Origin of the sequence: Amphiplicatus metriothermophilus (assembly GCF_900199215.1) — a bacterium.
Taxonomy (GTDB): Bacteria; Pseudomonadota; Alphaproteobacteria; order Caulobacterales; family Parvularculaceae; genus Amphiplicatus; species Amphiplicatus metriothermophilus.
On the sequence record NZ_FZQA01000005.1, the window covers coordinates 84,163 to 108,866 of the forward strand.

Genomic DNA, 24,704 nt, shown 5'->3' on the forward strand with positions numbered 1-24,704 from the left:
TCATCTGTATGGGAAGCCGTCGAAGGCGCAATGCCGAGCGATGAATTCTTCGTGCGGCGGCATGTGGCCGGCGCACGTCGCGATGGTCGCGCGAATATGATCGAGGCGCGCGCGCGTCTCCTCAATCGATAGAACGTCCGCGACCGGGTCGTACCCATTCGGGCGGATATTCTGCCCCGTCATGACGGCGAACCAGCTCGTGTCGTTGAAAAGCTCTTCGTTCTCACGAAAAATGCGGCCATAGCTTTTAAAAAGCCTTATTTTGTCCTGTAGATAGTCTGGGATGTTCATTTCACGAACATAATCCCAGAAAGGCTGCCGTCGCCGCTGCGTGGCCTTGTAATGAAGAATAATGAAATCGCGAATGCGTTCGAACTCGAACGCTGTGACGCGATTGTAGCGATCGATATCCGCCTGGTTGAAGCGGCGGTCCGGAAACATCTGCAAGAGCTTGGCGACGCCGCTCTGGATGAGATGGATGCTCGTCGACTCAAGCGGCTCGATGAAGCCGGCGGCGAGCCCGATGGCTACGCAATTCTTGATCCAGAAAAGCTTTCGTCGACCCGGCGTAAAGTTGAGAAAACGCGGGTCGGCGAGGGGCTTGCCGTCAAGGTTTGCGAGCAGAATCCCGGCTGCTTTATCGTCGTCGATATAACCGCGCGAGAAAACGAGCCCGTTGCCTATGCGATGTTGAAGAGGAATTCGCCATTGCCAACCGGCTTCGCGCGCCGTCGATCGGGTGAAGGGCGTCGGCGGGCCGGCGCTTTCGCATGGGACAGCGACGGCAGCGTCGCACGGCAACCAGTGCGACCAGTCAATATAGCCCGCGCCGAGTTTCTGATCGATCAAGAGGCCGCGAAAGCCTGAACAATCGATGAAGAGGTCGCCTTCAACGGTGCAGCCATCCTCGAGAATGACGGCTTCGATATAACCGGTTTGCGAATTCTGCACGGCGTCGACGATTTTTCCCTCTCGGCGTGCGACGCCGCGCGCTTGCGCGTAGCGGCGCAAGTACTGCGCATAAAGGCCGGCATCGAAATGGAAAGCGTAAGCAATCTTACTTAAAGGCGAATTGCCTGCATTGACGGGGCGCATGAACTTGCCATGCCTGGCCGCCTGCGCTTGAAGGGAATATTGCTCCAGTGTGCGCGCAGTCCAGTCGGGATGCGCCTTTAGGAAGAAGGCGTGAAAGGATACGCCTTCCATGTCGAGGCCATAAGTTCCGAAGGGGTGGATATAGCGCTCGCCCGGCGCGCCCCAGTCAACGAACTCGATGCCCAGTTTGAAGGTGGCGCGCGTTTCGCGCACGAATTCGTTTTCTTCTATCCCGAGCGTACGATTATAGGTTCCGATCTGAGGGATGGTGGCCTCGCCGACGCCGACCGAGCCGATTTGCTCGGATTCGACAAGCTCGATTTCGCAGTAGTTATTTCTGAGGATTTTCGCGCAGGCCGCGGCTGTCATCCACCCGGCGGTGCCGCCGCCCACGATGACGATTTTCCGTATACGCGTGTTGTTCACTTGCTCTGTTCCCTGACTGGCTTCGCTGCTGCGCAGAAGCGGTCGATATAGGCTTGATGACGGGGCATTTTCTCCGCCGTCGAGCGGATGAGCGCATGCATTCGCATGAGCTGGCCGCGGATCTGGGCGTAATCCAGCGCGTCGACGAACGGATCCCATGTGCGGGGTCGGATATTTTGCCCCAGCAGAACAGACAGCCAGTTAGATTCGCCAAATAGCTCATCCTGGAAACGGAAAATTCTGCCCTTCGAACGGAAAAGCTCGATCTTAGCTTTCAGCGTTTCAGGGATCGGAATCGAGCGCGTATAGCGCCAGAACTCAGAATCATCCCGCTCTGTCGCATGATAATGGAGAATCAGAAAGTCTCTTATTTGCTCAAATTGAAGCGCCGTCAGCCTATTGTATTCGTCCCGCTCTATCGGGTTGAATTCGCCGTCGGGAAAAAGCGCGATCAGTTTCGAAACGCCGGCCTGGATAAGATGGATGCTGGTCGACTCGAGCGGCTCGAGAAATCCGGCGGAGAGCCCGATGGCTACGCAGTTCTTCTTCCAGAACTCCTTTCGCCGTCCGGCCGTGAATTTCAGATAACGCGGCTCGCCTGTTAGCGGAGAATCGAGACCGGCGACAAGCTGCGCCATCGCCGTTTCATCGTCCATATGCTCGCTGCAGTAAACGCAGCCATTGCCTGTGCGATGCTGAAGCGGAATGCGCCAACGCCAGCCCGCCGAATGCGCGCTGGCGCGCGTATAGGGAATGGGATCGCGGACGCGCTCGCTGGGCGCGGCCACGGCACGATCGCAAGGCAGCCAACGCGTCCAACTTTCATAGCCAGCGTGAAGGGCTTGTTCGATCAGGAGGCCGCGGAAACCCGAGCAGTCAATAAAGAACTCGCCGCCGATTTTTTCGCCGCTCTCAAGCCTGATCGCCTCGATGAAGCCGTCCTCGCTGCGGAGAGTCGTATCGACGACTTTGCCTTCAATGCGCTTGACGCCGCGCGCTTCGGCGTAGCGGCGCAGATAGGCGGCGTACTGGGTTGCATCGAAATGGAAAGCGTAGGCCAGACTCGACATCACCGATCGCGGATCAGTGCTGGGCTTGAGAAAGCGCTCCAGCTTCGCCGCTACGGCGGAGAGGTTAAATTCATCAATATACGGAATATCATCTTCCAGGCTATAAAGCTTGAGCCATATTTGATAGAATTTAACTGCTTCTATATCAAGGCCATATTCGCCGAAAGGATGGATATAACGATGACCGCGCCGAGTCCAGTCGACGAACTCGATGCCGAGCTTGAAGGTCGCCTGGGTTTTTGCGACGAAGTCGTTTTCGTCAATGCCCAACAGTTTGTTGAATGCGGTGATCGGCGGGATTGTCGCTTCGCCGACGCCTATCGCGCCGATTTCATCGGACTCGATCAAGGTTATCGATGAATGGCCGTTCCGCATCAGACGAGAGAGCGCAGCGGCGGTCATCCATCCGGCGGTTCCCCCGCCGATAATGACGATCCGCCTGATCGCAGAGCGGGACAGGGCGTCAGTCATGAACCGGACCTTTCCGGCGCTGTCGCGCGGGCCTGGCGCAGATAAATCATCTGGTCCGGCATCGCGCGAACGGTCTCGGCTATTTTCTCGCGCAGCGCGGCGAGACGGGCGTCAAGCATGGTTTCGGACAAGCCGTCTGCGAACGGATCATATCGTTCCGGATTTACTCCGGCGCCGAGTAAACTCGCAATCCACATTTCCTGATCGTAGATTTCCTCATCGAATTGCACGATCTGCCCGCGGCTGCGAAACTGCTCGATCTTGCGCCTGAGGTGGGGCGAAAGCGCTTTCTCCGCGCCGGCGGCCCAGGCATGCTGGCCAAGCTGTTCCGCCAGCCAGTACTGCAAAGTCACAAAATCATTGCACCGCTCAAACACGTCGCTCATGATCCGGTTATATTCGTCCGTTTCGGCGCCGCTTTGCGAAGCTGGCAAGAGCTCGACCAGCGTTTTGAGCCCGGCGATCAGCGTCGCCGGCGCAGGGCAAAATAGCGGATCGAGACGGCAGGCCGACTCTCCAAGAGCCGCCACGTTGCCGATAGCCGGCGCGCGCCGGCCGCGGACAATTCGCTTCGCCTCCAGATTTTCCAGCGGACCGTGTTCGCGCGCCAGCGCATCGAGGCTGACCGCCCTGCTGTCATAGCCGATCATGCAGCGCGCGCCGTCCTGAAAAGGTATGTCCATGCGCCAGCAGGTCTTCGCCGCGACGATGCGGGTCATGGAGGGCGAAGCGACCGACGAGGCGGCGAAAGTTATGACGCTATCGACGGCGCCAGGCGAGGGGAAGGAGGTCCAGGTCGCGCCCAGCGCGCCCTCGATGAGGGGAGCGGCGGCGCTGGCGCAGTCAAGCGCCAGGAAGGCGGGAATGATTTCGCCGTCGGCAAGCCTGACCGCATCAATCCCCTCTCGGCGCTCCTTCAGTAAGGCGTTCGCATAGCGCGCCCCGGCCTTTTTTGCGCCGTAATGCATCGCATAGCGACGCATGTAATCAGTATACAATTCAACGTCAACATGATAGCCGTATCTGTATGTCGAGCGGATATCTGCGGGATCGCGTGAAGGGTGTGCGAACTTCCCCGCGCGAGCGGCGGTTGCAGAAAGCGAGTAGCTGTCGAAGCGGTCTCCGCCCTTGACGATTCGCTGACGTTTTCGCCAGCATTGATGGAACGCAATCGTTTCGATCGGCGCGCCATATGCGCCAAAGGCGACCACGTAGTCTTTTCCAGGCTTCGTCCAGTCCAGAAAATGTGCGCCCAGCGAAAACGTTCCTCGGCAGTAACGGAGAAGGTCTCGCTCGTCGACGGCGAGTTCGGCGTGCAATGAACTCGTCGCCGGGCCGGCGAAAACGGCACAGTGGTCTTGCATCTCTTCGCGCGGGGGCGCGCAGACCACAATGTCATACCCGGCGCGCAATTTGCGTGTAAGATAAGCTGCGCTCAGCCATGCGTCGAATCCGTCGCCGATGATGACGATGTTGCGCGTCTCGCCGTGCGATTGGTTTGGCATAAGTCTCAGACGGTTCCAGGCGCAGGACAGTAGCGCCGAATGAAATCGCTATGGTCGGGAAGGGACTCCGCCGTTTTCCTGATCAGGTTTCTCATGGCCGACAAAGTCTTTTCGAGTTCGTCTTCGGCGATGAATTCGGCGCGGGGATCGTACATGTCAGGCATGACCCGCTGCCCCAGATACACTGCGATCCAGCTCGGGTGCAGAAAAAGGCCGTCTTTGTATTTTACGACCACCCCGCGCTTGCGAAACAATGTCATTTTATAGGCGAGCGAGTCCGGGATTTTCATTGTACGTACGTAATCCCAGAATGGCGTGTCGTCGCGCTCGGTGGCATGGTAATGCAGGATGAGAAAATCACGGATTCGCTCATACTCGAGATCCATCGCTCGGTTGAATTCGTCGATATCGCAGGCGCGAAAATCGCGATCCGGGAAGAGTTCAAGCAGCTTCGTGACGCTCGCCTGGATCAAATAAATGCTGGTCGATTCCAGCGGTTCGAGAAAGCCGCTTGAAAGGCCGATCGAAACGCAATTCTTCACCCATTGTCTGCGCCGCTTGCCGGCGCGGAAGCGCAGAAAATTTGGTTCCGCCCGCGGTCTTCCCTCGAGGCTGGCCATCAACGTTTGCGCCGCCTCGTCGTCGCTGACGTGCTCGCTGCAATAGACATAGCCATTGCCGACGCGGTGCTGAAGCGGGATTCGCCATTGCCAGCCGGCGCCGCGCGCCGTCGCGCGCGTATAGGGCAGAGACGGCGCCGCGTTTTCGCATGGAACGGCGACCGCCCGGTCGCAGGGCAGGACTGCCGACCAGTCCTCGAAGCCGGCTTTCAGCGTCTGCTCGATCAGGAGGCCGCGAAAACCGGAGCAGTCAACGAACAGATCGGCCTCGACTCGCCTTCCGTCCTCGGTTTTGACCGCTTCGATGAATCCATCCTCTCCACGCTGTATTACGGTGGTGATTTTTCCCTCGATACGGCGCACGCCGCACGCTTCGGCGAAGCGTCGCAAGTATTTCGCATAAAGGCCTGCGTCGAACTGGTACGCATATGAGAAAGACGACATGACGGAGCGCTCGTCTTCGACCGGCATGGCGAAGCGTCCAAACTCGGAAATCATGACTGGCGCGGAGAATTCGCCAATGCGCCATGCGCGCCCCCGTTGGCGCAGCCTCAACCAGTAGTGGTGGAAGGGAACTCCCTTGATGTCGCGGCCATAGTCGCCGAAAGGATGGATGTAGGCGTCGCCCTTACGCGCCCAATCGCGAAACTCGATGCCGAGTTTGAACGTTGCGGCTGTCTGGGCCATGAAGTCGGCCTCGTCGATCCCGAGCCGACGATTGAAAAATCGGATATGGGGCAGCGTCGCTTCGCCGACGCCGACCGTGCCGATTTGGTCTGACTCCAAGAGCGTCACGTCGATCTTGAGCGGCGCGAGAAGCTTTCCCATCGCAGCCGCCGTCATCCATCCTGCGGTTCCGCCGCCGACGATCAAAATGCGTTTTATCAAAGCGCTCTGGCTCATTACCGTGCGATCCGGATGCGACGCGTTTGGCTGTTCTCGGGCAGCCCGTTGCGCGCCATGAACTTGCAGCGTTCGACGATAGCGAGGCGCGTCGAAACGGGGTGTTGGATTTTTGCCATACCTGCGGCCCAAGTGTTGTGAGCGCTACAAAAGATATTGATAGCGCAAACATTCTGTGTTCACATCCCCGTCATCAATACGAATCCATGCGGGCGAACCGCTTGGCCAGGCGCGCTCGGGACCATCCGGCGGGGCGATAGGGAGGCGAAGGTGTTGAAACTCAAGGCGAAAAATAGTTCGAGAACGCGCGCGCCGCATAACCGCGCGCTTTTCTTTTGCGGCGCCTCGGCCATGGCTTTGGCGGCTGCGCAGCCCGTTTGGGCGCAAGAAGAGATTGATGAGACTGCGGGTGTTGCGCTGCAAAATGAAGACGGCCAAGATGAAATCGTCGTCAGGGGCATCAGGCGGTCGCTTCAGAACGCGCAAAGCATAAAGCAAAACGCGGACACGTTTGTCGATGCGGTGACCGCGGAGGATATCGGCGCGCTGCCGGACCGTTCCGTCACTGAGGCTTTGCAACGCGTGCCCGGCATCGCGATCAGCCGCTTCGCGGCGGCGGACGATCCGGATCACTTCTCTATCGAAGGGCAGGGCGTCGTCGTCCGCGGTCTGACCTATGTTCGCTCTGAACTGAACGGGCGCGACACTTTCAGCGCAAACAACGGCCGGGCGCTGAGCTTCTCCGACGTGCCGCCCGAGCTGCTGGCCTCCGTCCAGGTGTTCAAGAACCAAACGGCCGACCTAATTGAAGGCGGCATCGCGGGGTCGATCAATCTTGTCACGCGCAAGCCCTTCGATCAGCCCGGACATCTCATCGCCGGCTCGGCGGAATACAACTATTCCGATTTTCGCGATCAGGGCGCGCCAACCTTCTCCGGGCTTCTGTCAAATCGGTGGGAAACCGGCGTCGGCGAGTTCGGCGTTCTCGTGAACGCCGTCTATTCGGAGCTTGAAACGCGCTCCGACGGCACGCAGATATCCAGCTTCCAGCCGCGGGATGATCTGGCGCCTCAGCGCGTGTGGGTTCCGGAAGGCGCGGTCGTGCGCACTCAGGATTATGATCGCGAGCGGTTGGGTTACGGCGGCTCTGCTCAATGGCAAAATCCGGACAAAACTATCCTGGCGACGTTCGAGTTCCTGCGCTCGGAGGCGACGACGTCGTGGAACGAGCACGTTTCCGAAATCGCTACGGACAATGTCGGCGATACCGCGTTTTTCTTCGTTCCCGGCACGGAATTCGGTTTTGGTGCGGATGATCTGCTGACTCATGGCGTTCTTTCCGCGCCGACGGGGTGGAAAGCCGACCAGGGCGCGCGCGTCGACGAAGGCGGGCGCCGCACGCCGATTTACGGACTGCAGTCCAACAATATCTTCCGAGGGGTCGAGCAGGAGTACATGACCCAGGACCTCTCCTTCAATCTGAAGTGGGCGGCGTCGGATCGATTGAGATTCAACTTCGACTTCCAGCGGGTCAAGTCGACCGTCGACAATGTCGACTTCGGACTATGGGGATCGACATTCCAGGATGTCGCGCTCGACATGCGCACGAGCATCCCGAATATTACCTTCCTGCCACCAAATGAAATTCCGGGGAACGGCGGCGGCCAACCATCAGACGTCGATTGCGCTCCGATCACCAGCGGGGCCGTCCCCCCGGAGGAAGGCGTCGCTTCGTGTCCTGTGTATTTCGATCCGCCCCATGACAGCTTCGCCGATCCCTTCAATTCTTTCTGGCGTGCCGCCATGGATCATTTCGAGGACAGCGAGGGCACAGAAAACGCTTTTCGCGCCGACGCCGAGTACGACTTTGACGGCGACGCCGGCTGGTTGCAGGCGGTTCGCATCGGCGGGCGCTATTCGGAACGCGACCAGACCACTCGCTTCTCGACCTACAATTGGGGCGCGCTGAGCGAAATCTGGGGGAATGGCGGACCGGTGTGGTTCGACGAAGTCGGCGTTCCTGAAGGAATGGTCGCTAATTTCGACTGGGAGGATTTCCATCGGGGCGACACGATACAACCGCCGCCTTTCCCCTATTTCGCGCTCAATCCCGCGAAAAATTACGATGCGACCGCCGATTTTGCAGACAGCGTCGTCTCGGCGTGGCTAAGCGGAGGCGCGCCTGCGGGAGGGTCGGGCGGATGGCGGCGGCTGTCCGAGCGCGAAGGGCTCGTCGCAGGCACTCCCTATCTCCCCGGCGAAATCGCCGACGTGGTCGAGGAAAATTGGGCCGGATACGTCAAGTTCGATTATGAGATTGATGACTTCCTGAATTCCGGTTGGGGACTCAACGGGAATTTCGGCGTGCGCTATGTCAGAACGAATGTGACGTCTACAGGCGCGTTCCAGTTTCCCGACGCCTCCGCCGATTTCCCGATCAATACCGGTCTGCCGCCGATTTCAGACCCCGACAATCCGGATTTTCCCGGCGGCGACAATCGCTGTGCGACGCCTATCGTCGACGACATGGGGCCGGGACCGGGCGTGCCGCAACCCGGCTATACGGCGCCAGGCTTTTGCGACTTGCCGGCTCAAGAGCAGGCTGATCTTATTCAGTTTGCCAACAATAGCTTCGAAGTCCGCGATGTCGATCACAAGTATGACGTCTGGCTGCCGAGCTTCAATGCGCGGCTGGAGTTGGGCGAAGGCCGCCTGATCCGCTTCGCTTACTCGAAGTCAATCGCACGGCCAGATGTCGGTTTGCTGAGGACGTCCTTTACGATCGATCCGCTGACGCAGGACGATCCGAGAACGCCTGGCCCTGATCCGACGCCGGGCGGTTCAGGCTTTTTCGGCTTCACTGCGAGCGGCGGCAATCCGTTCCTGGATCCGATCAAGTCGCACAATTTCGACCTGTCATATGAATGGTACTTCGCCGATGTCGGCTCGCTGACGATCAGCGCCTTTTACAAGCTGATCAGCGACATCATCATTCAAGGGGCAGGCGACGTGACCTTTTCCAATAACGGGGTCACGGTCGACAACGTCTATACTCGACAGCCGACAAACTCGCCGGAAACGGCGACGATCCGAGGGTTCGAGATCGCCCATCAGCAGTTCTACGACTTCCTGCCCGGCGTGCTGAGCGGGATCGGGACGCAGTTCACGTACACCTTCATCGACAACAAGGGGGTTCCCTCGGCGGGCGTCAATCCAACTTCGTCGACGCCGGCGGGCAATGACCCTTTGATCGATCTGTCCGATTTCCCGCTGGAAGGACTTTCGAAGCACAACATCAACGCTTCGGTGATCTACGAAAAAGGACCGATCTCGACGCGTCTGTCTTATAACTGGCGGAGCGATTATCTGGTGACGGCGCGCGACGTTATTACGCCGTTCTATCCGATCTTCCAAAATTCGACCGGGCAGCTCGACGGGTCGTTCTTCTATACGATCAACGACAATGTGAAGATCGGGGTGCAGGCGGCGAATATCCTGAACGAAATCACCGAAACCGAATCCTTTATCCCGGATTCGGACGGTCGACGCGGCGCGCGCTCCTTCTTCGAGAACGACCGACGCGTAACGCTGTCGGCGCGGTTCAGTTTCTAGCCGACGCCGGCGCTCCTCTCTCAGGAAACGCGCCGCAGCTTCCGGGCTGCGGCGCGTCCGTGTTCTCACGGGCATGGCGATGGCGACCGCAGATCCGCCCTGTTATGCTGGGATCATGGAAGTGAAACCTCGCCAGATCAGCGTGATCGAAGTACTGGCGCCGCAAGAATTCCACGCAGAAATCGTCCCTGCCGGGCAGCCAGTCGTCTTGAAGGGGCTCGCCGCCCATTGGCCGGCTGTCGAGCAGGCGCGGCGTGGAGAGGCGGCGCTGGTCGAGTACGCGCTTCGCTTCGATTCGAAAAAGCCGGCGGAAACGATTATCGGCGATCCGGGGATCAAGGGACGATTTTTCTATACGGAAGACCTAAAAGCGCTGAATTTCGCACGCCGGCCGATCCCGATCGCCGCAACGCTCAGACACCTTCTCGCAATCCGAACGGTTGATGCGCCGCCCGCCTGTTATATTCAATCGGTTCCGATTTCTGAGTATCTACCGGGATTTGAAGATGAAAACAGGCTGGAATTCGCTCCCCCCTCGGCCGAGCCCCGCATCTGGATCGGCAACCGGTTGACGGTTCAGACGCATTTTGATCTCTCCGAAAACATCGCCGTCGTCGTAGCGGGCCGGCGCCGTTTCACGCTCTTTCCGCCTGATCAGCTTCCCAATCTTTACCCCGGCCCGTTCGAGCTGACGCTGGCCGGCCCGCCGGTGAGCATGGTGCGCCTCGATGCGCCGGACATGGAAAAATATCCTAGATTCGTCGAAGCCATGTGCCGGGCGCAGACTGCTGAACTCGAACCTGGCGATGCGATCTACATCCCTTATTTCTGGTGGCATCACGTCGAGTCGCTTGAATGGTTCAACGTGCTCGTAAATTATTGGTGGAGCGAGTCGGCGCCGGATCTCGGCTCGCCTTTCGACTGTCTTCTTCATGGTCTTATCGCATTGCGCGACATGCCGCCGCGCTATCGCGAGATCTGGCGCATGGTGTTCGACCATTATGTGTTCAAGCGCAATGGCGAGCCTGTCGAACATTTGCCTCCTGACGCGCGCGGCGCGCTTGGCGATCGCGATCCCAGGCGGATCGAACGCATGCGCAAGATGCTGGCGCATGCTTTGGCGCGTGAGGCGGGGCTGGCACGTCCGAGCCGCGCCGGTTGAGCGCGCGGGATTTCGCTCGCATGACGCTTCGCGCCGCTCGCCGCCGCTTTCAAGGAACGCGCAGGCTCTCCGGCGGGCCGAGATAGCTCGGCGCGGCGCCTTCCGTATGGATCGTGACCTTCTGAAAGACGAGCGCCGGGTCGATCAGCCAGAGCTTGAGCGTATGCGCCCCGGGCGAGGAAATCACATGCCGGCTCGCGCGCAGATGGGCGTTGTCGGCCACGGACCGGCTCCAGGCCTGTTCGGAGCCGTCTTCATGGACGTTGACGATCACGGGCGTTTGGTCGTCGATGGACACGGCGTAACGCAGCCCGCCCGCCGCCTTGAAGTCGAGCGTCGGGGCGAGGACGACGTCGACCGCCACTTCGCCGGCCGTGAAGGCGTAAAAGTCGAACTCGAGGCGCGGGCTGTCTTCGGCGAGCGCGACGGCGCCGCCGGCGCGAGGAAAGGCGCTCACGCCGTCGCCCGTCCGGCCGAGATTGGGGATCGTTTTCCATTTCACGCCGTCGCCGTCGATGGCGCGCGCGTAGTGGGCCGCTTCGAAGGAGACATAACCGTCCGCTTCGATGAAGGCGCCTGCCGGCGCGTCGGGCGTTCTGTTGCGCGCGAGAACGGGAAATTCGACCCGCTCGCGCGGTCCGCCGCTCGCCGGCTTCGCCGTGATCGCGACGACGGCCGGCGCGTCGCCTTCGGGCGCGGCCGTCCAGTCGACGGCGAGCCTGACGTCCTGCTCGCCGTCAAGGACTCCCGCGCGCGGCTCGACGCGCAGCCACGCGGGCGCGTCGACCTCAAAGCGAATTTCGCCGTCGATCCGGCTGTAAACCGTTGCGACGGGCGGCGCGGCGGGGCTGTTGCGATCAAATATGAGCGGCGCGTCGAACGCCTTGCCGCCCGGCGCGAGCGCCTGCCGACGCCGGTCGAACGCGACGCTGAAGGCCGGCCCGATCGGTCCGCTGACGCGCCTTACGGCCGGCATCGTGTTGTGGTCCGGCTGCTGCCAGTATGTGTAGCCGATATGGGTCTGGGACATCATATGGCGCCATTTTCCGCCGGCGACGTCCTCGTGATAGATGCGCGTCAGCTCGGCGTCCCGTTCGAACAGCGCCTGCGTTTTCGTCGCCCATTCGCTCGCGCAGCTTCGCCCCTGATCCGCACACAAATGGTTCTTCGCGGCGGCGACATAGAGGGCGTTGAGATTCGCGCTGGCGTGAATGGGAAACCAGACGAGCTGCACATAGGCGTCGTCATATCGCTCGGGCAGCTTCTGCCGCAATGCGTCCGCCCGCGCCGCGAGGGCCTCATAGTCGGCGACGATGCGATCGGCCTCGGCGTAATTCACGAGGCTGTAGGTCTCCGGGCTTAACAGCTCCGGCTTCCGGCGGGCGTTGTATTTCGCGTGGGTCGTGAGCAGGTCCGCGATCTCGGCGGCGTGCGCGTCGCCGAACTGGGCGGCGGCCCAGGCTTTCGGATAGTCGGCGAGCCGCGCCAGCGGCCATTTTTCCGGACTCCAAGCATAGTCCAGGAAAAACGACGTGGGAAACTCCATCGGCTTCAGGTCGCCGACATTGACGATCCACAGCTCGCGCGCGCCGTATTCCCACGCGAGATTCATCTGCTCCCAGACGCGTTCGATCTGATTCGTGCTCAGCCATTTATAACTGCGCGGCCCGCCTACGTAATCGAAATGATAGTACACGCCATATCCGCCGGCGCGCGTCGCGCCAGGCGCGGGCAGGCGGCGGATATTGCCCCAGTTGTCGTCCGCGAAGAGCAGCGTGACGTCGTCGGGGACCTCCATTCCCTGATCGTAGTAGTCCTGCACTTCCTTGTAGAGCGCCCAGACCTGCGGCGTCTGCGCGGCGGGCGCGCCGGTCGCTTCCTCGATGATTCGGCGCTGGTCGGCGACGATCCGTTCAAGAAGACCGATCGCCGTCTCCTCGCTCATCGGCTCGTCGCCGTCGCCGCGCATGCCGATGGTGACGATGGCTTCGCGGCCGGCCAGGCGCTCGACGCCCTCGCGCCAGAATTCGCGCAGAACCTCGGCGTTCTTCGCGTAATCCCACGGGCCTTCGCCATATCGCGCCCATTCCGCATGCGCCCGGCCCATCGGTTCGTGATGAGAGGTTCCGATGACGATCCCCATTCTGTCGGCGAGAACGGCGTTCATCGGGTCATCGTCATAGAACGCCTTTCCCCACATGGCCGGCCAGAGGTAGTTGCCCTTCAGGCGCAAAATCAGCTCAAAGACCTTTTCATAGAATGCGTGATTGAACCCGCCGAAAGTTTCTCTCGCCCAGCCGCCCAGGGCGGGCTCCTCGTCGTTGAGGAAAATGCCGCGATAGCGCACCGCGGGCCTTTCCGCCCGCAGGCCGGGCGCGACATGGAGGTTTCGCGCTCGTTTGACCGGAACGTCGGCCCACCAGGTCCAGGGCGAGATCCCGGCCCGCCGGGCGAGATCGTAGACGCCGAAAATCGTGCCCCGCCGGTCCGCGCCGGCAATGACGAGCGCCTGCTTCACGCCGGGCCAGGGCGCCTCGACGACGATCTGGGCGAAGGCTTCCCATGCGCCTGCGATCGACGAAGGGTCGAGCCGGCTGCGCGCGACGAGATCGTCAATGAGGCGCGAGCGTCCCAGCGTGCCGACGACGACGATGCGCTCGCCGGTCGGCGCCGCGCCCGAGAGGACGAGCACGCCGGTCCTGCCGCCGACGGCGGCCAGATCCTTTCTGAGATTGCGAGCCGCGATGAGGACGCCCGCGTCATCCTCATCATCAACGACGATGGGGGCGGGCCGGCCGTTTCGGATAAGGGCGAAGCCGTTCGCAACCGGCTCGGCGGCGATCGCGCCGGGCGCGGTCCCGGCGGCCGCCGGCGTCGGCGAGCAGACGAGGACGGCGGCCGCCAGGGCAAGGACGAAAGCTCCGATGATAGCGTTATCCAGATTGGGCCGGCCGTGCGCGGCGACGGCGGCGCGGAGCGCGGTTGCTGGGCGGGGAGCTGTTAAGAAAGCCATTTTGAATCAAATGCCTGTCCATGTGCGACCCTGCGCAGGCGCCGCGGAGGGTTTGCGCGATGCGCCCGTTATGTTACCGTAAACATTTCTTGCGGGGGATGGGAAGACGTTTGGTTTTTGATCCGGCGAGCCGTCGCTATCAGCTCCGGCAGCGGCGCCGTCAGCGCCCGTCCGCAGATCGGGGATGCAGTTTTGAGCGCCGCCGCTGAGACCATCGAATGCGCGACCATCGCCAGCGAGGGCTGGACGGTCGCCGTCGCGCCGAGAAGGGGCGCCGTCCTTTCCTGCGACTACCGGGGCGGCGAGATTCTGCGCCGGACCGCCGCGCAAGGCGGGGCCGATCCTTTCGGCGTCGGCCATTTTCCGCTCGCGCCCTATTCCAACCGCATCGCTGACGGCTCCTTCGTGTTCGAGGGCGAACGCTACGTCATCAAACCGAACGTGCGCGGCCACCCGCACCCCCTGCACGGAACGGCCTGGCTGGGCGGCTGGTCGCTCGTCGCCAGGGCCCGCGATTCCCTATCGCTGGCGTTCGAGCATGCAGCGGGGGCGGGCTGGCCGTGGCCGTTCAGCCTTCGCCAGACGATCGGCGTCGACGGGCCGGCGCTGACGATCGGGTTGACCCTGAAAAACATGGCTGATCGCGCCGCGCCGGCAGGCATGGGCTTTCACCCGTATTTTTCCGATCCGCATGCGGCGCGATTGTCCTTCGAGGCGGCCGGCCTGTGGGAGGCCGACGAGTCGGCCCTTCCGGTCGCATGGAAGCCGCTTTCCCCGTCGTCGGACTTCAGCAGGGGCCGGCCGCTGGCGGGAGCGTCCATCGATAATTGCTTCACGGGCTGGAAGGGGCCGGCGCGCATCCTTTGGCGCGACCGCCCGTTCGGCGTCGAGATAAGCGCGAGCCCCGATCTCGCTTTCGCGGTGCTGTATGTATCCCAGGCGCAAGGATGTTTCTGCTTCGAGCCCGTCAGCCATATGAACGACGCGCTCAACTGGGCCGCCCGCCGCAATGACACGGGCCTGCGCGTTCTTCAGCCGGGCGAATCATGGACGGTTTCCATGACGCTGCGCGCTTTTGATGCGGGAAACGCGGCCGCGTGACCGCAAACCTCCTACTCGATGGCGAGCTCGAACGGCGTGACCGGCGTTGCGTGCGCGTCGCGCCAGTTGCAGATCGGCGCGTCGCCCCAGCAGTAGCGGACGCGCGCCGGCTTCAGGCCGCGCGGAACCTTCAGGACGATCCTGTCGCCGTCAAGCCGCGCGGCGACGAAGCGGCACGCGCCCGGCGCCGCTTCGCAAAGCTCGAAGGCGATCGGCTCGCGCGCGCTAACGATCTGCGTATCGCCGGCGTTGGCGAAGAAGACCGTCACCGCGTCGCCTTTGCGCTCGGCGCGGAGGGGCGCGGGGGCCGGCCGCACGGAGTCCTCGCCGTAGATCAGCCGCCGGGCGCGGCGGACGGCGCGCTCGGCGACCGCCTGTTTGTTGGGAGGATGCAGCTCGTGCGGATCGCCGAGGTCGATGGCGACCACGAGATCCGCCAGCGGATCGTCGGCGACGGCGCGCCGCTGCGCGTCGCGAAGGCCGGCCCAGCCGGACTCGGCGGGCTCGCTCGGCGCCGCGCCGAAGGCGGGAAGCTGGACGACGAGGAACGGCAGGTCGGCTCCGAACTGCGCCCGCCAGTCGTTTATCATCAGCCTAAGAAGCGTTTCGTATGTTTCCGGCTCGCCCGTGTTCGATTCCCCCTGATACCAGAGGACGCCTTTGAGCCTCATCTCGCCGAGGGGCGCGATCATGGCGTTGTATAGGCCGGAAAGGCCGTTGATCGACTGCCACGGCGCCTGCGGCGGCGCGCCCGCGGCGGCGGCGGAGACCTTGCGGTAACGCCAGCCTTCGGCGAGCGGAATCGAGGAGCCGTCGGGAAAGACGAGCCTCATTTTTTCGTCGGGCCCGTACATGCCGGCTCCGGCCCAGGAGCTGTAGACGTTCACAAACAATTCGTTCTCGCCTGCTCGCAGGGCTTCGGCGGGAACCTCGTAGCGGCGCTCGTCGCCCCATCCGAACATGCCCCCGATGAATGCGCCGTTCAGCCAGGTCATGTCGACTTCGTCGACGCCCCCGAGGAACAGAACGGCGTCCTGCGCGGCCTGCGCTTCGCTCAAGACGAATGTCTTGGCGAACCAGACCATGCCGTCATGATCGGCGAGCTCGGGCGCGCCCCAGTCCTTCCAGCTCGATTTCGCATCCGGGGCGGCCGGCCAGCCAGCGGCCTCGTCCGTCGTCCATGGCAGGGGCGCGTCCGGAAAGACCTTATTCCACCACGCCGTCCACAGCGCCGCGAACCCTTCGCCCGCCTTGCGCGGATCGTCCGCGTAAAGCGCGAGAAGCTCAAGGAAAGGGCGCAGGCGCGGCAGGGCGGCGAGGCGCTCGGCGCTTATCCAGGCCTCGATCCTTGATCCGCCCCAGGATGAGTCGATGAGACCGATGGGCGCCCCGTACCGTTCGGACAGCCGCTTTCCGAAGAAGAAGCACAGTGCGGAGAAGTCCGCGGCGCTTTCCGGGCCTGAGACGCGCCATTGCGGCGCGCCTGCGAGCGTCTTCGCCGGCGTCACGGCGCTAGCGCGCTCGATTTTGAGCAAGCGGATCGAGTCCTTCGCCGAGGCTGCGAGCGCCGCTTCCGGATTGAGCGCCCGCGAGACCGGCCAGGCCATGTTCGACTGGCCCGAGCACAGAAAAACGTCGCCGACGAGCACGTCGGAAAGAACGCGCCGGTCGCCGTCCGCGCCGCGCGCGCTGATCTCATAAGGCCCGCCCGCCTGCATGGGCGGAAAAACGACGCGCCAGGCGCCGGCTTCGTCGGCCCGCGCCGTTTCGGTCCGCCCGCCGATCGCGACTGAGACCTGCGCGCCGGGCTCAGCCGTCCCGCTGACGGCGATCGGCGCGCCCTGCTGCAGCACCATATGATCGGAAAAGGCCGCGTCGAAGGATATCGCCGCCGCTGCGGGACCTGCGACGAGCCAGAGCGCCGACAGCGCGGCTGCGAATGACGAAACTCTCATGCCGTAACGCCTCCCGTTGAATCTTGCGCCGGCGAACCGGCGTTGATCCGCTTGACCGCGGCGATGACGCCGTCCGCGCGCAACGCCGCGAGGCCCCTTGCGAGGGCGGCGCGAAAGCGCCCGGAATCGGCGAGGTCGGCGCCGAAAACTTCCCTGAACCGAAGAAAGGCGGCGGCCCTTTCCTCAGGATCGTCCCCCGCTTCGGCGCTCAGGCGCATCAGCCTGTCCGCAAGCGGATCGTTTATCTCGATGGGCGCGCCGCGCCGGTCGACGCCGCGCAGGCATTCGATCCAGGCCGCGATCGCGAGGGCGATCCGTTCGATGGGCCCGCCGCGTTCGAGCTGCGCGCGCGCCGTTTCCAGAAGCCGCGGAGGCAGCTTCTGCGAGCCGTCCATGGCGATCTGCGCCGTGCGGTGGCGCAGCGCCGGATTGCGGAACCGCTCGAGAAGCGCGTCGATATAGGTCTCATATGCGAGGCCCTCGACCGGCCTCAGCGTCGGCGCGATCTCTTCGGTTTGCATCGCGGCGATGAAGGATGCGAACGCCGGCTCCGCCATCACGTCGGCGACATGATCGTAGCCGGCGAGCTGTCCGAGATAGGCGATCGTCGAGTGGGCGCCGTTGAGAAGGCGCAGCTTCGCAAGCTCATAAGGCGCGACGTCGTCGACGATCAATGCGCCGGCCTCCTCCCAGGCGGGGCGGGCGGCCATGAATCGGTCCTCGATCACCCATTGCGTGAAGGGCTCGGCGACGACCGCCGCTTCGTCGCGCAGGCCGATCCGTTCCGCGATCTTGTCGAGGTCCGCCGGAGTCGTCGCGGGCGTGATGCGATCCACCATCGTGTTGGGAAAGGCGGTGATGTCGTCGACGGCGCGGGCCAGGGCCGGATCCCAAAGCTCGGCGAAGCGGCGCACGCTCGCACGCAGCCGCGCGCCGTTGGACGAGAGATTGTCGCAACTCAGCACGGCGAGCGGCGCGCGCGCGGCGAGGCGCTTTTTCAGCGCGGCCGCGATGAGCCCCGCCGCGGTGCGCGGCGCTTCGGGATGGGCGAGATCGCGGCGGATGTCGGGATGGTTCTCATCGAGCGCGCCGGAAGCCGGATCGAGGCAGTAGCCCTTTTCGGTGATCGTCAGGGTCACGATCTTGACGGCGGGATCGGCGAGCGCGTCGACCACGGCGCCGGGGTTTTCAGGCGCGACGAGCATGTCCTTCAGGACGCCGATCAGAGTCGTGCGGGGTCCCGCCGCGTCCGTTTCCGTGACGGTGAAGAGATGATCCTGCGGGGCGAGCTCGTCGCGCGCGTCCGGGCGGCGCAGGCTGACCCCGATGACGCCCCAGCCGCCGCCGGCGCGCTCGATCGCCTGTTGCGTATAGGGGGCAAGATGCGCCTTGAAAAAAGCGCCGACGCCGAGATGGACCTGACCGGCGCCGAGCTTTCGGCGGTCGAGGGCCGGCCGGACGACGCCCCCGCGCAACTGCGCCGCCGTTCTTTCGCAAAGGCGCGGAAGCGTTTTCGGATCCTGCGTCAAAGCCTGTACGCCTTCTTGACGAGGTTGTAGGCGAGGTCGACGGCGACTTCCGCGGCTTCGTCTTCGTCAAGCCTGCGGTCGGCGACGAGACGCGCCAGGAAAGCGCAGTCCATCCGCCGCGCCACGTCGTGCCGCGCCGGGATTGACAGGAAGGCGCGCGTGTCGTCGTTGAAGCCGACGGTGTTGTAAAAGCCCGCCGTCTCGGCGGTCTGCTCGCGGAAGCGCCGCATGCCTTCGGGGCTGTCGAAAAACCACCAGGCGGGCCCGAGCCTGAGCGCCGGATAGACGCCGGCGAGCGGCGCGAGTTCGCGCGAGTAGGTCGACTCGTCTAGCGTGAAGACGATGATCGTGAGCGCAGGCTCGTGGCCGAAAGCGTCGAGCAGGGGCTTCAGCTCGCGGACATATCCCGTGCGCATGGGAATGTCCGCGCCCTTGTCGCGTCCGAACCGGGCGAACAGCCGCTTGCTGTGATTGCGGAACGAGCCGGGATGTATCTGCATTACCAGTCCGTCGTCGAGACTCATGCGCGCCATTTCGGTCAGCATCTGCGCGCGGAAAAGCTCGGCGTCCTCGGCGCTGAAGTCGCCCGACATGATCTTACGGAACAGGGCCTCCGCCTCGCCCTGCGACAGGTCCGCCGTGCGAGCGGTCGGATGGCCATGATCCGTGGACGTCGCGCCGAAGCTCTTGAAATAAGCGCGCCGTTCGCGATGGGCGGCGAGATAGCCGCGCCAGGTCTGCGTGTCGCGTCCCGTTAGAGCGCCGAGCCGCGCCACGTTTCCGGCGAAGTCTTCGAACTCGGGGTCTACGACCGGATCGGGCCGGTAGGCGGTGATGACGCGGCCGGGCCATCCGCTCCGCCGGATCGCCTCGTGATGGGAAAGATCGTCGAGCGGGCTTTCCGTGGTCGCCAGCGTTTCGATGTTGAAGCGCTCGAAGAGCGCGCGCGGGCGAAAATCCTCGCGCGCAAGGTGCTCCTCCATGCGATCGTATATGCGGTCGGCGGATTCTTCATTCAACCGCTCCGATATGTCGAATACGGAATGAAGAACCCAGTCCGTCCAGATGCGCGTCGGCGTTCCCCGGAACAAGTAGTAATGAGCAGCGAAGCGACGCCAGATTTCGCGAGGGTCGGTTTCGAAAGGCGACCCGTCGAGCGGGCGCACGCCGAGGGACTCGAGGGGGAGACCCTGCGAATAGAGCATCCGGAAAATATAGTGGTCGGGAACGATCAGCAGGTTCGCCGGATCGGGGAACGGCTCGTTTCTCGCGAACCAGGCCGGATCGGTGTGTCCGTGCGGGCTGACGATCGGCAGCGACTCGACCAGGCGGAAGAGCCGCCGCGCGACGGCGCGCTCGGTCGGATCGGGCGGGAAAAGTCGGTCGGGATGAAGCATGAGACGGTTCGAAGACTCCAGGCTGACTCGCGTGAATGGAATGCTCGGCCCGCGTCGGGGCAAGCCTGCGGCGCTTTATGTTAAGGCTACCATTGCGCGCCGGGCAAGGCGGGCGCGAAAAGAACGGCCCGCGTCGCAAAAGGACGCGGGCCGTTCCACGCTCGGGAGAAAACGGGGAGTCGTCGAACCTTGCGCCCGCGGACCGGGGCGGCGGCTGTCGGACGGGAATCAGAACCTCACGGCGAGGCGCCCGACGATCGTGCGCTTTTCGCCGGGGAAGCAGTCCCCCCGCGCAAGGCAGGTTCCGTAATAGTCTTCGTCCGTGATGTTGCGGACGTTGACCGTCAGGTCCCACGAATCGGTTCCGTAGCCGACCATGAGATCGCCCAGCACGTAGCCGTCGGTGACCACGCTGACCACGCCGCCGGAGGCGACGGCGTTACTTTCGTTCTCGCCGGCGTAGCGCAGCCCCGCCCCGATGCGGAAGCCCGCCAGCGGTCCGGCCGAGGGCTGGTACTGAACCCAGGCGGAGCTCTGCGTTTCCGGGATGTAGTGGAACGGAAAGCCGTCCGGATTCTCCGTATCGAGAATGCTGAAATTGCCTTCGAGATAGAGATCGCCGATAGTCGTCTGCGCTTCGGCCTCGAAGCCTTTGACCTTGCCGACGCCTTCCTGCTGGCTGTCGGGCTGGCCGATCAGCGAGGCGGGATTGGGCAGGTTCGACTGACGGATGTCGAAATAGGCGAGCGTGATATAGGTTCGCGTGCCCGGCGGCTGGTATTTGACGCCGACTTCCCACTGCTCGCCTTCCTGCGGCTTCAGCGGGTTCATGGTGAAGCCGTCGAGGCCGATCACCGGCTCGAAGGATTCGGCGTAGCTGACATAGGGCGACAGGCCGAAATCGAAGGCGTAAAGTAGGCCGGCGCTGAAGGAGACGGCGTCGTCCTTCTGCGTCGTTCCGTCGGCGCTTTCTGTCTCGGTGTCGTCATAGCGCAGGCCGAGATTGATCTTGAACCCGCCGAGGGAGACCTGGTCGTTTAGGTAAACGCCGATATCCTCCGTTTGCGTATCGCCCAGATCGAAGAAGTTGCCGTCATCGAGAAGGGCCGGCGGGATCGCGCCGTAAACGGGATCATAGATGTTGAGCGCGCCGAAGCTCTGCGAGACGGGATCGGAGAGATAAATGATCCGGTTTCCGGTCGTCACGTCCTGATAGGCGACGCCGCCGAACACTTCGTGCTCGAACGGTCCGGTCGTGAATGTCAGCCGGCCGCGAACGTCGATGGCGTATTGTTCCGACCCCGCGTCGCTGCGGTACCAGGTGAGTCCGCCGTCGCCATTCGCATCGACGCGCGGGACGCCTGCGCCCAGAAAATCGATCCATGTCTGACGATAGTCGGCCTCGCCTTTTTTGTAGCGGAAGACGCCTTCAAGCGAGAAGTGATCCGTAAACGCATGATGTCCAAGGACGCTCACGAGCGTTGAATTGGTGTCGTAGCGGTTGAAATCCGGATGGCCGAGATAGGTCGAGGCCTCGATGACCTCGCCGGTCGCGTTGGCGCAGAACGACGCCGGGGTCACGGAAACGTTCTCGCTGACGCAAGCCGTGCCGGTCAGCGGCAGAAACTGATGGGCGGTGTCGCTGTCGCGGTCGGCGATCTCCACCATCGCCGTCAGGCTGGTGCGGCCCGTCTGATAGGTGATCGAGGGCATGACGATGATCGCGTCGTCCTCGACGAAATCGACCTGGGTGTCGCTGTCGCGATAGAGCCCGACGAGCCGGACATAGAAATTCCCGCCCAGCGCGGCGTTGAGATCGCCCGCGATCTGATAGCGGTCATGGGTTCCGATATCGAAGACGAGTTCATCGTCCCTGTCGGGGCCGGCGAGCTTCGAAATCGCGTTGACGATGCCCCCCGGCGTGCCCTTGCCGTAGAGTACGGAGGCGGGGCCTTTGAGCACCTCGACCTGCTCAAGCATGTAAACGTCAGAGCGCGTATTGTTGTAGTAGCCGAACACCACTTGCTGGCCGTCGCGATATTCCGCCGAATCGAAACCTCGGATCTTCGGAAAGTCGCCGCGCGTCGAGAATCCGAACGTGTCGCCGATGACGCCGGCGGTGTAGTTCAGCGTGTCGTCGAGCGTCAGCGCGCCCTTTTCGCGGAACTGGTCTTCCGTCTCGATGGAGACCGAGCGCGCGGTTTCGAGAATCGGCGTCGCCGATTTCGTCGCGCCGTAACGCGACAGCTCGCCCGTCACGACGATCTCATCGCCGAAGTCGTCCATGACGGCGTCGTCCAGCGCCTGGGCGTGGCCGGTCGCGACGAGCGCGCCGGCGGCCAAGGCCATGCTCTTGAAGCGCATGTAACTTTCCCCTTCCGAAACGCGAGTTGGAACATCAGAACGATGCGGCCGCGCGTCCGCCGCCGACGGCCGCGCGGCCGCATCGCCGGAGAGAGGTCCTGCCAGAAGCGCCCGCAGATGTAAATGAAAATTATTTGCATTCTCATTTCGGACCGGATAAGGTCCGCGCCGTTGAGAGAGCCCTGAAAGGGCGGCGGGAGTCGGACGGCTATCGACGATGGAAACGGTTGGCGGCGCGATCGGCGCGGCGGCGACGGCCGTTGGCGTATTTCTTCTCTGGCGGAGCTGGGCTAGGCGGCGAGAGCCCCACGCCGTTCAGCTGATCGCGGCTTGGGCGTTGCTTTTCGCCGCCCTGACGGCCTGGGGGATCGCCGGCGGCGACCGCGGCGCGGCGGTCGGCGTCGCCGCGATCGTCGTCGCCGCCTGTGCGGCGCTGACGCTCAGCGCCGGCGCGGCCTATGGCGCCCGCCGACCGGCGCCGGCGCGCGCAGCGACGAGCAATGCAAGCGCGGCGGAGCGGCGCGCCTCGTTTTCGCTCTATGCCCGCAGCGGCGCCGTATTTCTTCTGGCGGGCCCGCTCGCCGGCGGCGCGACATTGCTCCTTACGCTGTTCTTCTTTAGACTGATGAAGGCGTTTGGAATGGGAGAGGCGGACCGAATCGCAGCGGCGCTTCTCGTCGCGCCGGCGCTGTGGGCGGGGCTTGCCGTCTATGTCGTCATGGACGAGAGCCTGAGGCGCAGGTCGGCGGTCGTCGCCGGCGCGGCCGCGTTCGGCGCGGCGTGTCTGGCTTTGCTTGCGTGAGGGGAGGGTGAGATGACCGCGTCGATCTGGCCGAAATCGTCATCGAAGCTCGTGGCCAAGGCGGCGTCCGGCCACTCGGCCATCGGCCTCGCCGTCGCCGCGCTCATATACGTTCTGTGCGTGAGCGGTGCGATCGCCGTGTTCAATCACGAATTGCAGCGGTGGGAGCAGCCGGGCGCGCCGGAAATATCCGCGATTTCGCCGGACGCCGCCGAGCGCGCAGCGAAAACCGTGCTTGCGGCCGAAGCGGGGCGCACGTCGCATTTCTATATTCAACTGCCTACGGACGACATGCCGCGGGTCGTGCTGACGACCGACACGCAGGCCGTGTTCGCCGATGCGGAGGGAAACATCGTCGGGGCCGAAGCCCATCCCTGGACGCAGTTCGTGCTCGATCTGCACTATTACTTGCACCTGCCGCATACGCTCGGCATCACCATCGTGGGGATTCTCGGCGTGATGCTGTTGGGGCTCGCGATGTCCGGCTTCATCGCGCATCCGCGCATTTTCCGCGACGCCTTCACGTTCCGTTTCGCGGGCAATGCTCGGGTGACGCAAACCGATCTGCACAATCGACTGAGCGTGTGGACGGCGCCCTTTCATGTTCCGGTCGCGCTCACGGGCGCGTGGATCGGGCTCGCCTCGATCGTCGGCTACGCCCTCGCGACGCTCGACTATGGCGGCGATCTCGAAGCGGCGTTCGCCCCGGTCTTCGGCGAAGAGCCGGCCGAGGATGGCGCGCCCGCGCCGCTCGCCGGCATTGCGAACGCGCTCGCTTACATGGCGGCGAACGAACCGGACGTGAAGCCGACCTACGTCATCATGCACGAGCCCATGACCCGGGGGCAGCATCTGCAGGTGCTCGCCGAGCATGATCGGCGGCTGATTTTCGGCGAGTACTACAATTTCGACGCCAATGGCGGCTTCGTCGGTACGGTCGGCATGGCGGACGGAACGCTCGGCCAGCAGATCGCCGCCTCCACCTATCGGGTTCATTTCGGCTCGTTCGGCGGCGCGCCGGTGAAGATTATCTACGGCGTTCTGGGCGCCGCGCTCGCCTTCATCACAGCGAGCGGCATGACCATCTATTTCCTGAAGCGACGGGAAAAGGCGCGCCCTGCGCCGCGTCTCGAGGCGATGTGGGCGGGGGTCGTGTGGGGAACCCCCGCCGCGCTCGCGCTCACCATGCTGGCGAGCGTCGTCGGCCTCGCCGGGCCGTCGGCGCTGCCGGCCGGCTTCTGGCTCGCGCTCGCCGGATTCATCGTCGCGGCGGCGCTGCGACCGGACCGGCGGCGCGTCGCGGCTCGGCTGCGCGCGCTTGCGGCCGCCGCGCTGGCGCTGGCGCTGGCGATCCATGCAGGGCTCCACCAGGATGCGTTCTTTTCGCCCGCCGCCGTCTGGACGTCGCTCGTCGGCGGGCTCATCGCGCTCGCCTTCGTCGCGCCCGAGATCCGGGCGCGCGCGGCGGGGCGACGCGCGCGAACCGGCGCAGCGACGATCCGCCAGCCGGCGGAGTGACGTCCCAACGCCCAAAGCGGGTCGGCGCTCATTATTATATATTTCTCTCGCGCCTCTCGGGGGCTTTTCTGCGGCGGGCGCTAGTGCTAATGCCCGCAATCCCCGGAGCGGCGCCGAAGCGGTCGCCCGCCGGCTTCGTCAGCGAAGCCTGGTTGGTTCGA

General features: G+C 63.5%; 14 protein-coding genes. 5 read left to right on the top strand and 9 right to left on the bottom strand.

The window, feature by feature from the left end; translation table 11 throughout:
- The 4 genes from CHB64_RS11235 to CHB64_RS11250 are packed head-to-tail and all read right to left on the bottom strand — an operon-like array spanning position 1 to position 6,090.
- Entirely contained in the window at positions 1-1,521 is a 1,521-nt protein-coding gene (locus CHB64_RS11235) for a tryptophan halogenase family protein (RefSeq protein WP_089412723.1), read from the bottom strand.
- Complete coding sequence (locus CHB64_RS11240) at positions 1,518-3,062, bottom strand: tryptophan halogenase family protein (protein WP_200815345.1); 1,545 nt, start codon at positions 3,060-3,062, stop codon at positions 1,518-1,520. The genes CHB64_RS11235 and CHB64_RS11240 overlap by 4 nt, the downstream gene beginning before the upstream one ends.
- The gene (locus CHB64_RS11245; RefSeq protein WP_089412724.1) at positions 3,059-4,567 is read right to left on the bottom strand and encodes a tryptophan 7-halogenase; all 1,509 of its coding nucleotides are present in this window, start codon (positions 4,565-4,567) and stop codon (positions 3,059-3,061) included. Before CHB64_RS11245 ends, CHB64_RS11240 begins: the two co-directional genes overlap by 4 nt.
- 5 nt (positions 4,568-4,572) lie before the next feature.
- Positions 4,573-6,090, bottom strand: a complete 1,518-nt coding sequence (locus CHB64_RS11250; RefSeq protein WP_089412725.1) for a tryptophan halogenase family protein — start codon at positions 6,088-6,090, stop codon at positions 4,573-4,575.
- Positions 6,091-6,363: 273 nt separating this feature from the next.
- Here CHB64_RS11250 and CHB64_RS11255 point away from each other — a divergent pair, with 273 nt between their 5' ends.
- Both CHB64_RS11255 and CHB64_RS11260 read left to right on the top strand, forming a co-directional pair.
- On the top strand, positions 6,364-9,702 hold the full coding sequence (locus tag CHB64_RS11255) for a TonB-dependent receptor (protein ID WP_089412726.1): 3,339 nt from the start codon (positions 6,364-6,366) through the stop codon (positions 9,700-9,702).
- A 115-nt stretch (positions 9,703-9,817) separates the two neighbouring features.
- Positions 9,818-10,864: a cupin-like domain-containing protein gene (locus tag CHB64_RS11260; RefSeq protein WP_089412815.1), complete on the top strand. Its 1,047-nt coding sequence runs from the start codon at positions 9,818-9,820 to the stop codon at positions 10,862-10,864.
- A 49-nt stretch (positions 10,865-10,913) separates the two neighbouring features.
- Here the strand turns inward: CHB64_RS11260 and CHB64_RS11265 are convergent, their stop codons facing one another.
- Positions 10,914-13,877 (bottom strand): glycosyl hydrolase 115 family protein, encoded by a 2,964-nt coding sequence (locus CHB64_RS11265; RefSeq protein ID WP_089412727.1) that lies wholly within the window; start codon positions 13,875-13,877, stop codon positions 10,914-10,916.
- 192 nt (positions 13,878-14,069) lie between these two features.
- Between CHB64_RS11265 and CHB64_RS11270 the strand changes: the two genes are divergently transcribed.
- Complete coding sequence (locus CHB64_RS11270; protein WP_143266009.1) at positions 14,070-14,978, top strand: aldose 1-epimerase; 909 nt, start codon at positions 14,070-14,072, stop codon at positions 14,976-14,978.
- Positions 14,979-14,989: 11 nt separating this feature from the next.
- Here CHB64_RS11270 and CHB64_RS11275 read toward each other — a convergent pair whose 3' ends face one another.
- The 4 genes from CHB64_RS11275 to CHB64_RS11290 form a co-directional block, all read right to left on the bottom strand.
- Positions 14,990-16,933 (bottom strand): sialate O-acetylesterase, encoded by a 1,944-nt coding sequence (locus tag CHB64_RS11275; RefSeq protein ID WP_089412729.1) that lies wholly within the window; start codon positions 16,931-16,933, stop codon positions 14,990-14,992.
- Positions 16,930-18,408: a mannitol dehydrogenase family protein gene (locus CHB64_RS11280; RefSeq protein WP_200815346.1), complete on the bottom strand. Its 1,479-nt coding sequence runs from the start codon at positions 18,406-18,408 to the stop codon at positions 16,930-16,932. Before CHB64_RS11280 ends, CHB64_RS11275 begins: the two co-directional genes overlap by 4 nt.
- A gap of 50 nt (positions 18,409-18,458) precedes the next feature.
- Entirely contained in the window at positions 18,459-19,859 is a 1,401-nt protein-coding gene (gene uxaC / locus CHB64_RS11285) for a glucuronate isomerase (RefSeq protein ID WP_089412731.1), read from the bottom strand.
- Positions 19,860-20,087: 228 nt separating this feature from the next.
- On the bottom strand, positions 20,088-22,223 hold the full coding sequence (locus CHB64_RS11290; RefSeq protein WP_089412732.1) for a TonB-dependent siderophore receptor: 2,136 nt from the start codon (positions 22,221-22,223) through the stop codon (positions 20,088-20,090).
- Positions 22,224-22,440: 217 nt separating this feature from the next.
- On the opposite strand from CHB64_RS11290, the gene CHB64_RS11295 reads away from it, so the two are divergent.
- Positions 22,441-23,025 carry a hypothetical protein gene (locus CHB64_RS11295; RefSeq protein ID WP_089412733.1) on the top strand — a complete coding sequence of 195 codons (585 nt, stop codon included), beginning with the start codon at positions 22,441-22,443 and terminating at the stop codon, positions 23,023-23,025.
- A gap of 12 nt (positions 23,026-23,037) precedes the next feature.
- On the top strand, positions 23,038-24,543 hold the full coding sequence (locus CHB64_RS11300) for a PepSY-associated TM helix domain-containing protein (protein ID WP_089412734.1): 1,506 nt from the start codon (positions 23,038-23,040) through the stop codon (positions 24,541-24,543).
- Positions 24,544-24,704 lie beyond the last annotated feature (161 nt).

Excerpts from the sequence above, each read along its gene's own strand:
- CHB64_RS11265 (WP_089412727.1), bottom strand. The coding sequence starts at position 13,877 with ATGGCTTTCTTAACAGCTCCCCGCCCAGCAACCGCGCTCCGCGCCGCC.
- CHB64_RS11295 (WP_089412733.1), top strand. The coding sequence starts at position 22,441 with ATGGAAACGGTTGGCGGCGCGATCGGCGCGGCGGCGACGGCCGTTGGC.
- CHB64_RS11300 (WP_089412734.1), top strand. The coding sequence starts at position 23,038 with ATGACCGCGTCGATCTGGCCGAAATCGTCATCGAAGCTCGTGGCCAAG.
- CHB64_RS11250 (WP_089412725.1), bottom strand. The coding sequence starts at position 6,090 with ATGAGCCAGAGCGCTTTGATAAAACGCATTTTGATCGTCGGCGGCGGA.
- CHB64_RS11245 (WP_089412724.1), bottom strand. The coding sequence starts at position 4,567 with ATGCCAAACCAATCGCACGGCGAGACGCGCAACATCGTCATCATCGGC.
- CHB64_RS11275 (WP_089412729.1), bottom strand. The coding sequence starts at position 16,933 with ATGAGAGTTTCGTCATTCGCAGCCGCGCTGTCGGCGCTCTGGCTCGTC.
- uxaC (WP_089412731.1), bottom strand. The coding sequence starts at position 19,859 with ATGCTTCATCCCGACCGACTTTTCCCGCCCGATCCGACCGAGCGCGCC.
- CHB64_RS11290 (WP_089412732.1), bottom strand. The coding sequence starts at position 22,223 with ATGCGCTTCAAGAGCATGGCCTTGGCCGCCGGCGCGCTCGTCGCGACC.
- CHB64_RS11240 (WP_200815345.1), bottom strand. The coding sequence starts at position 3,062 with ATGACTGACGCCCTGTCCCGCTCTGCGATCAGGCGGATCGTCATTATC.
- CHB64_RS11260 (WP_089412815.1), top strand. The coding sequence starts at position 9,818 with ATGGAAGTGAAACCTCGCCAGATCAGCGTGATCGAAGTACTGGCGCCG.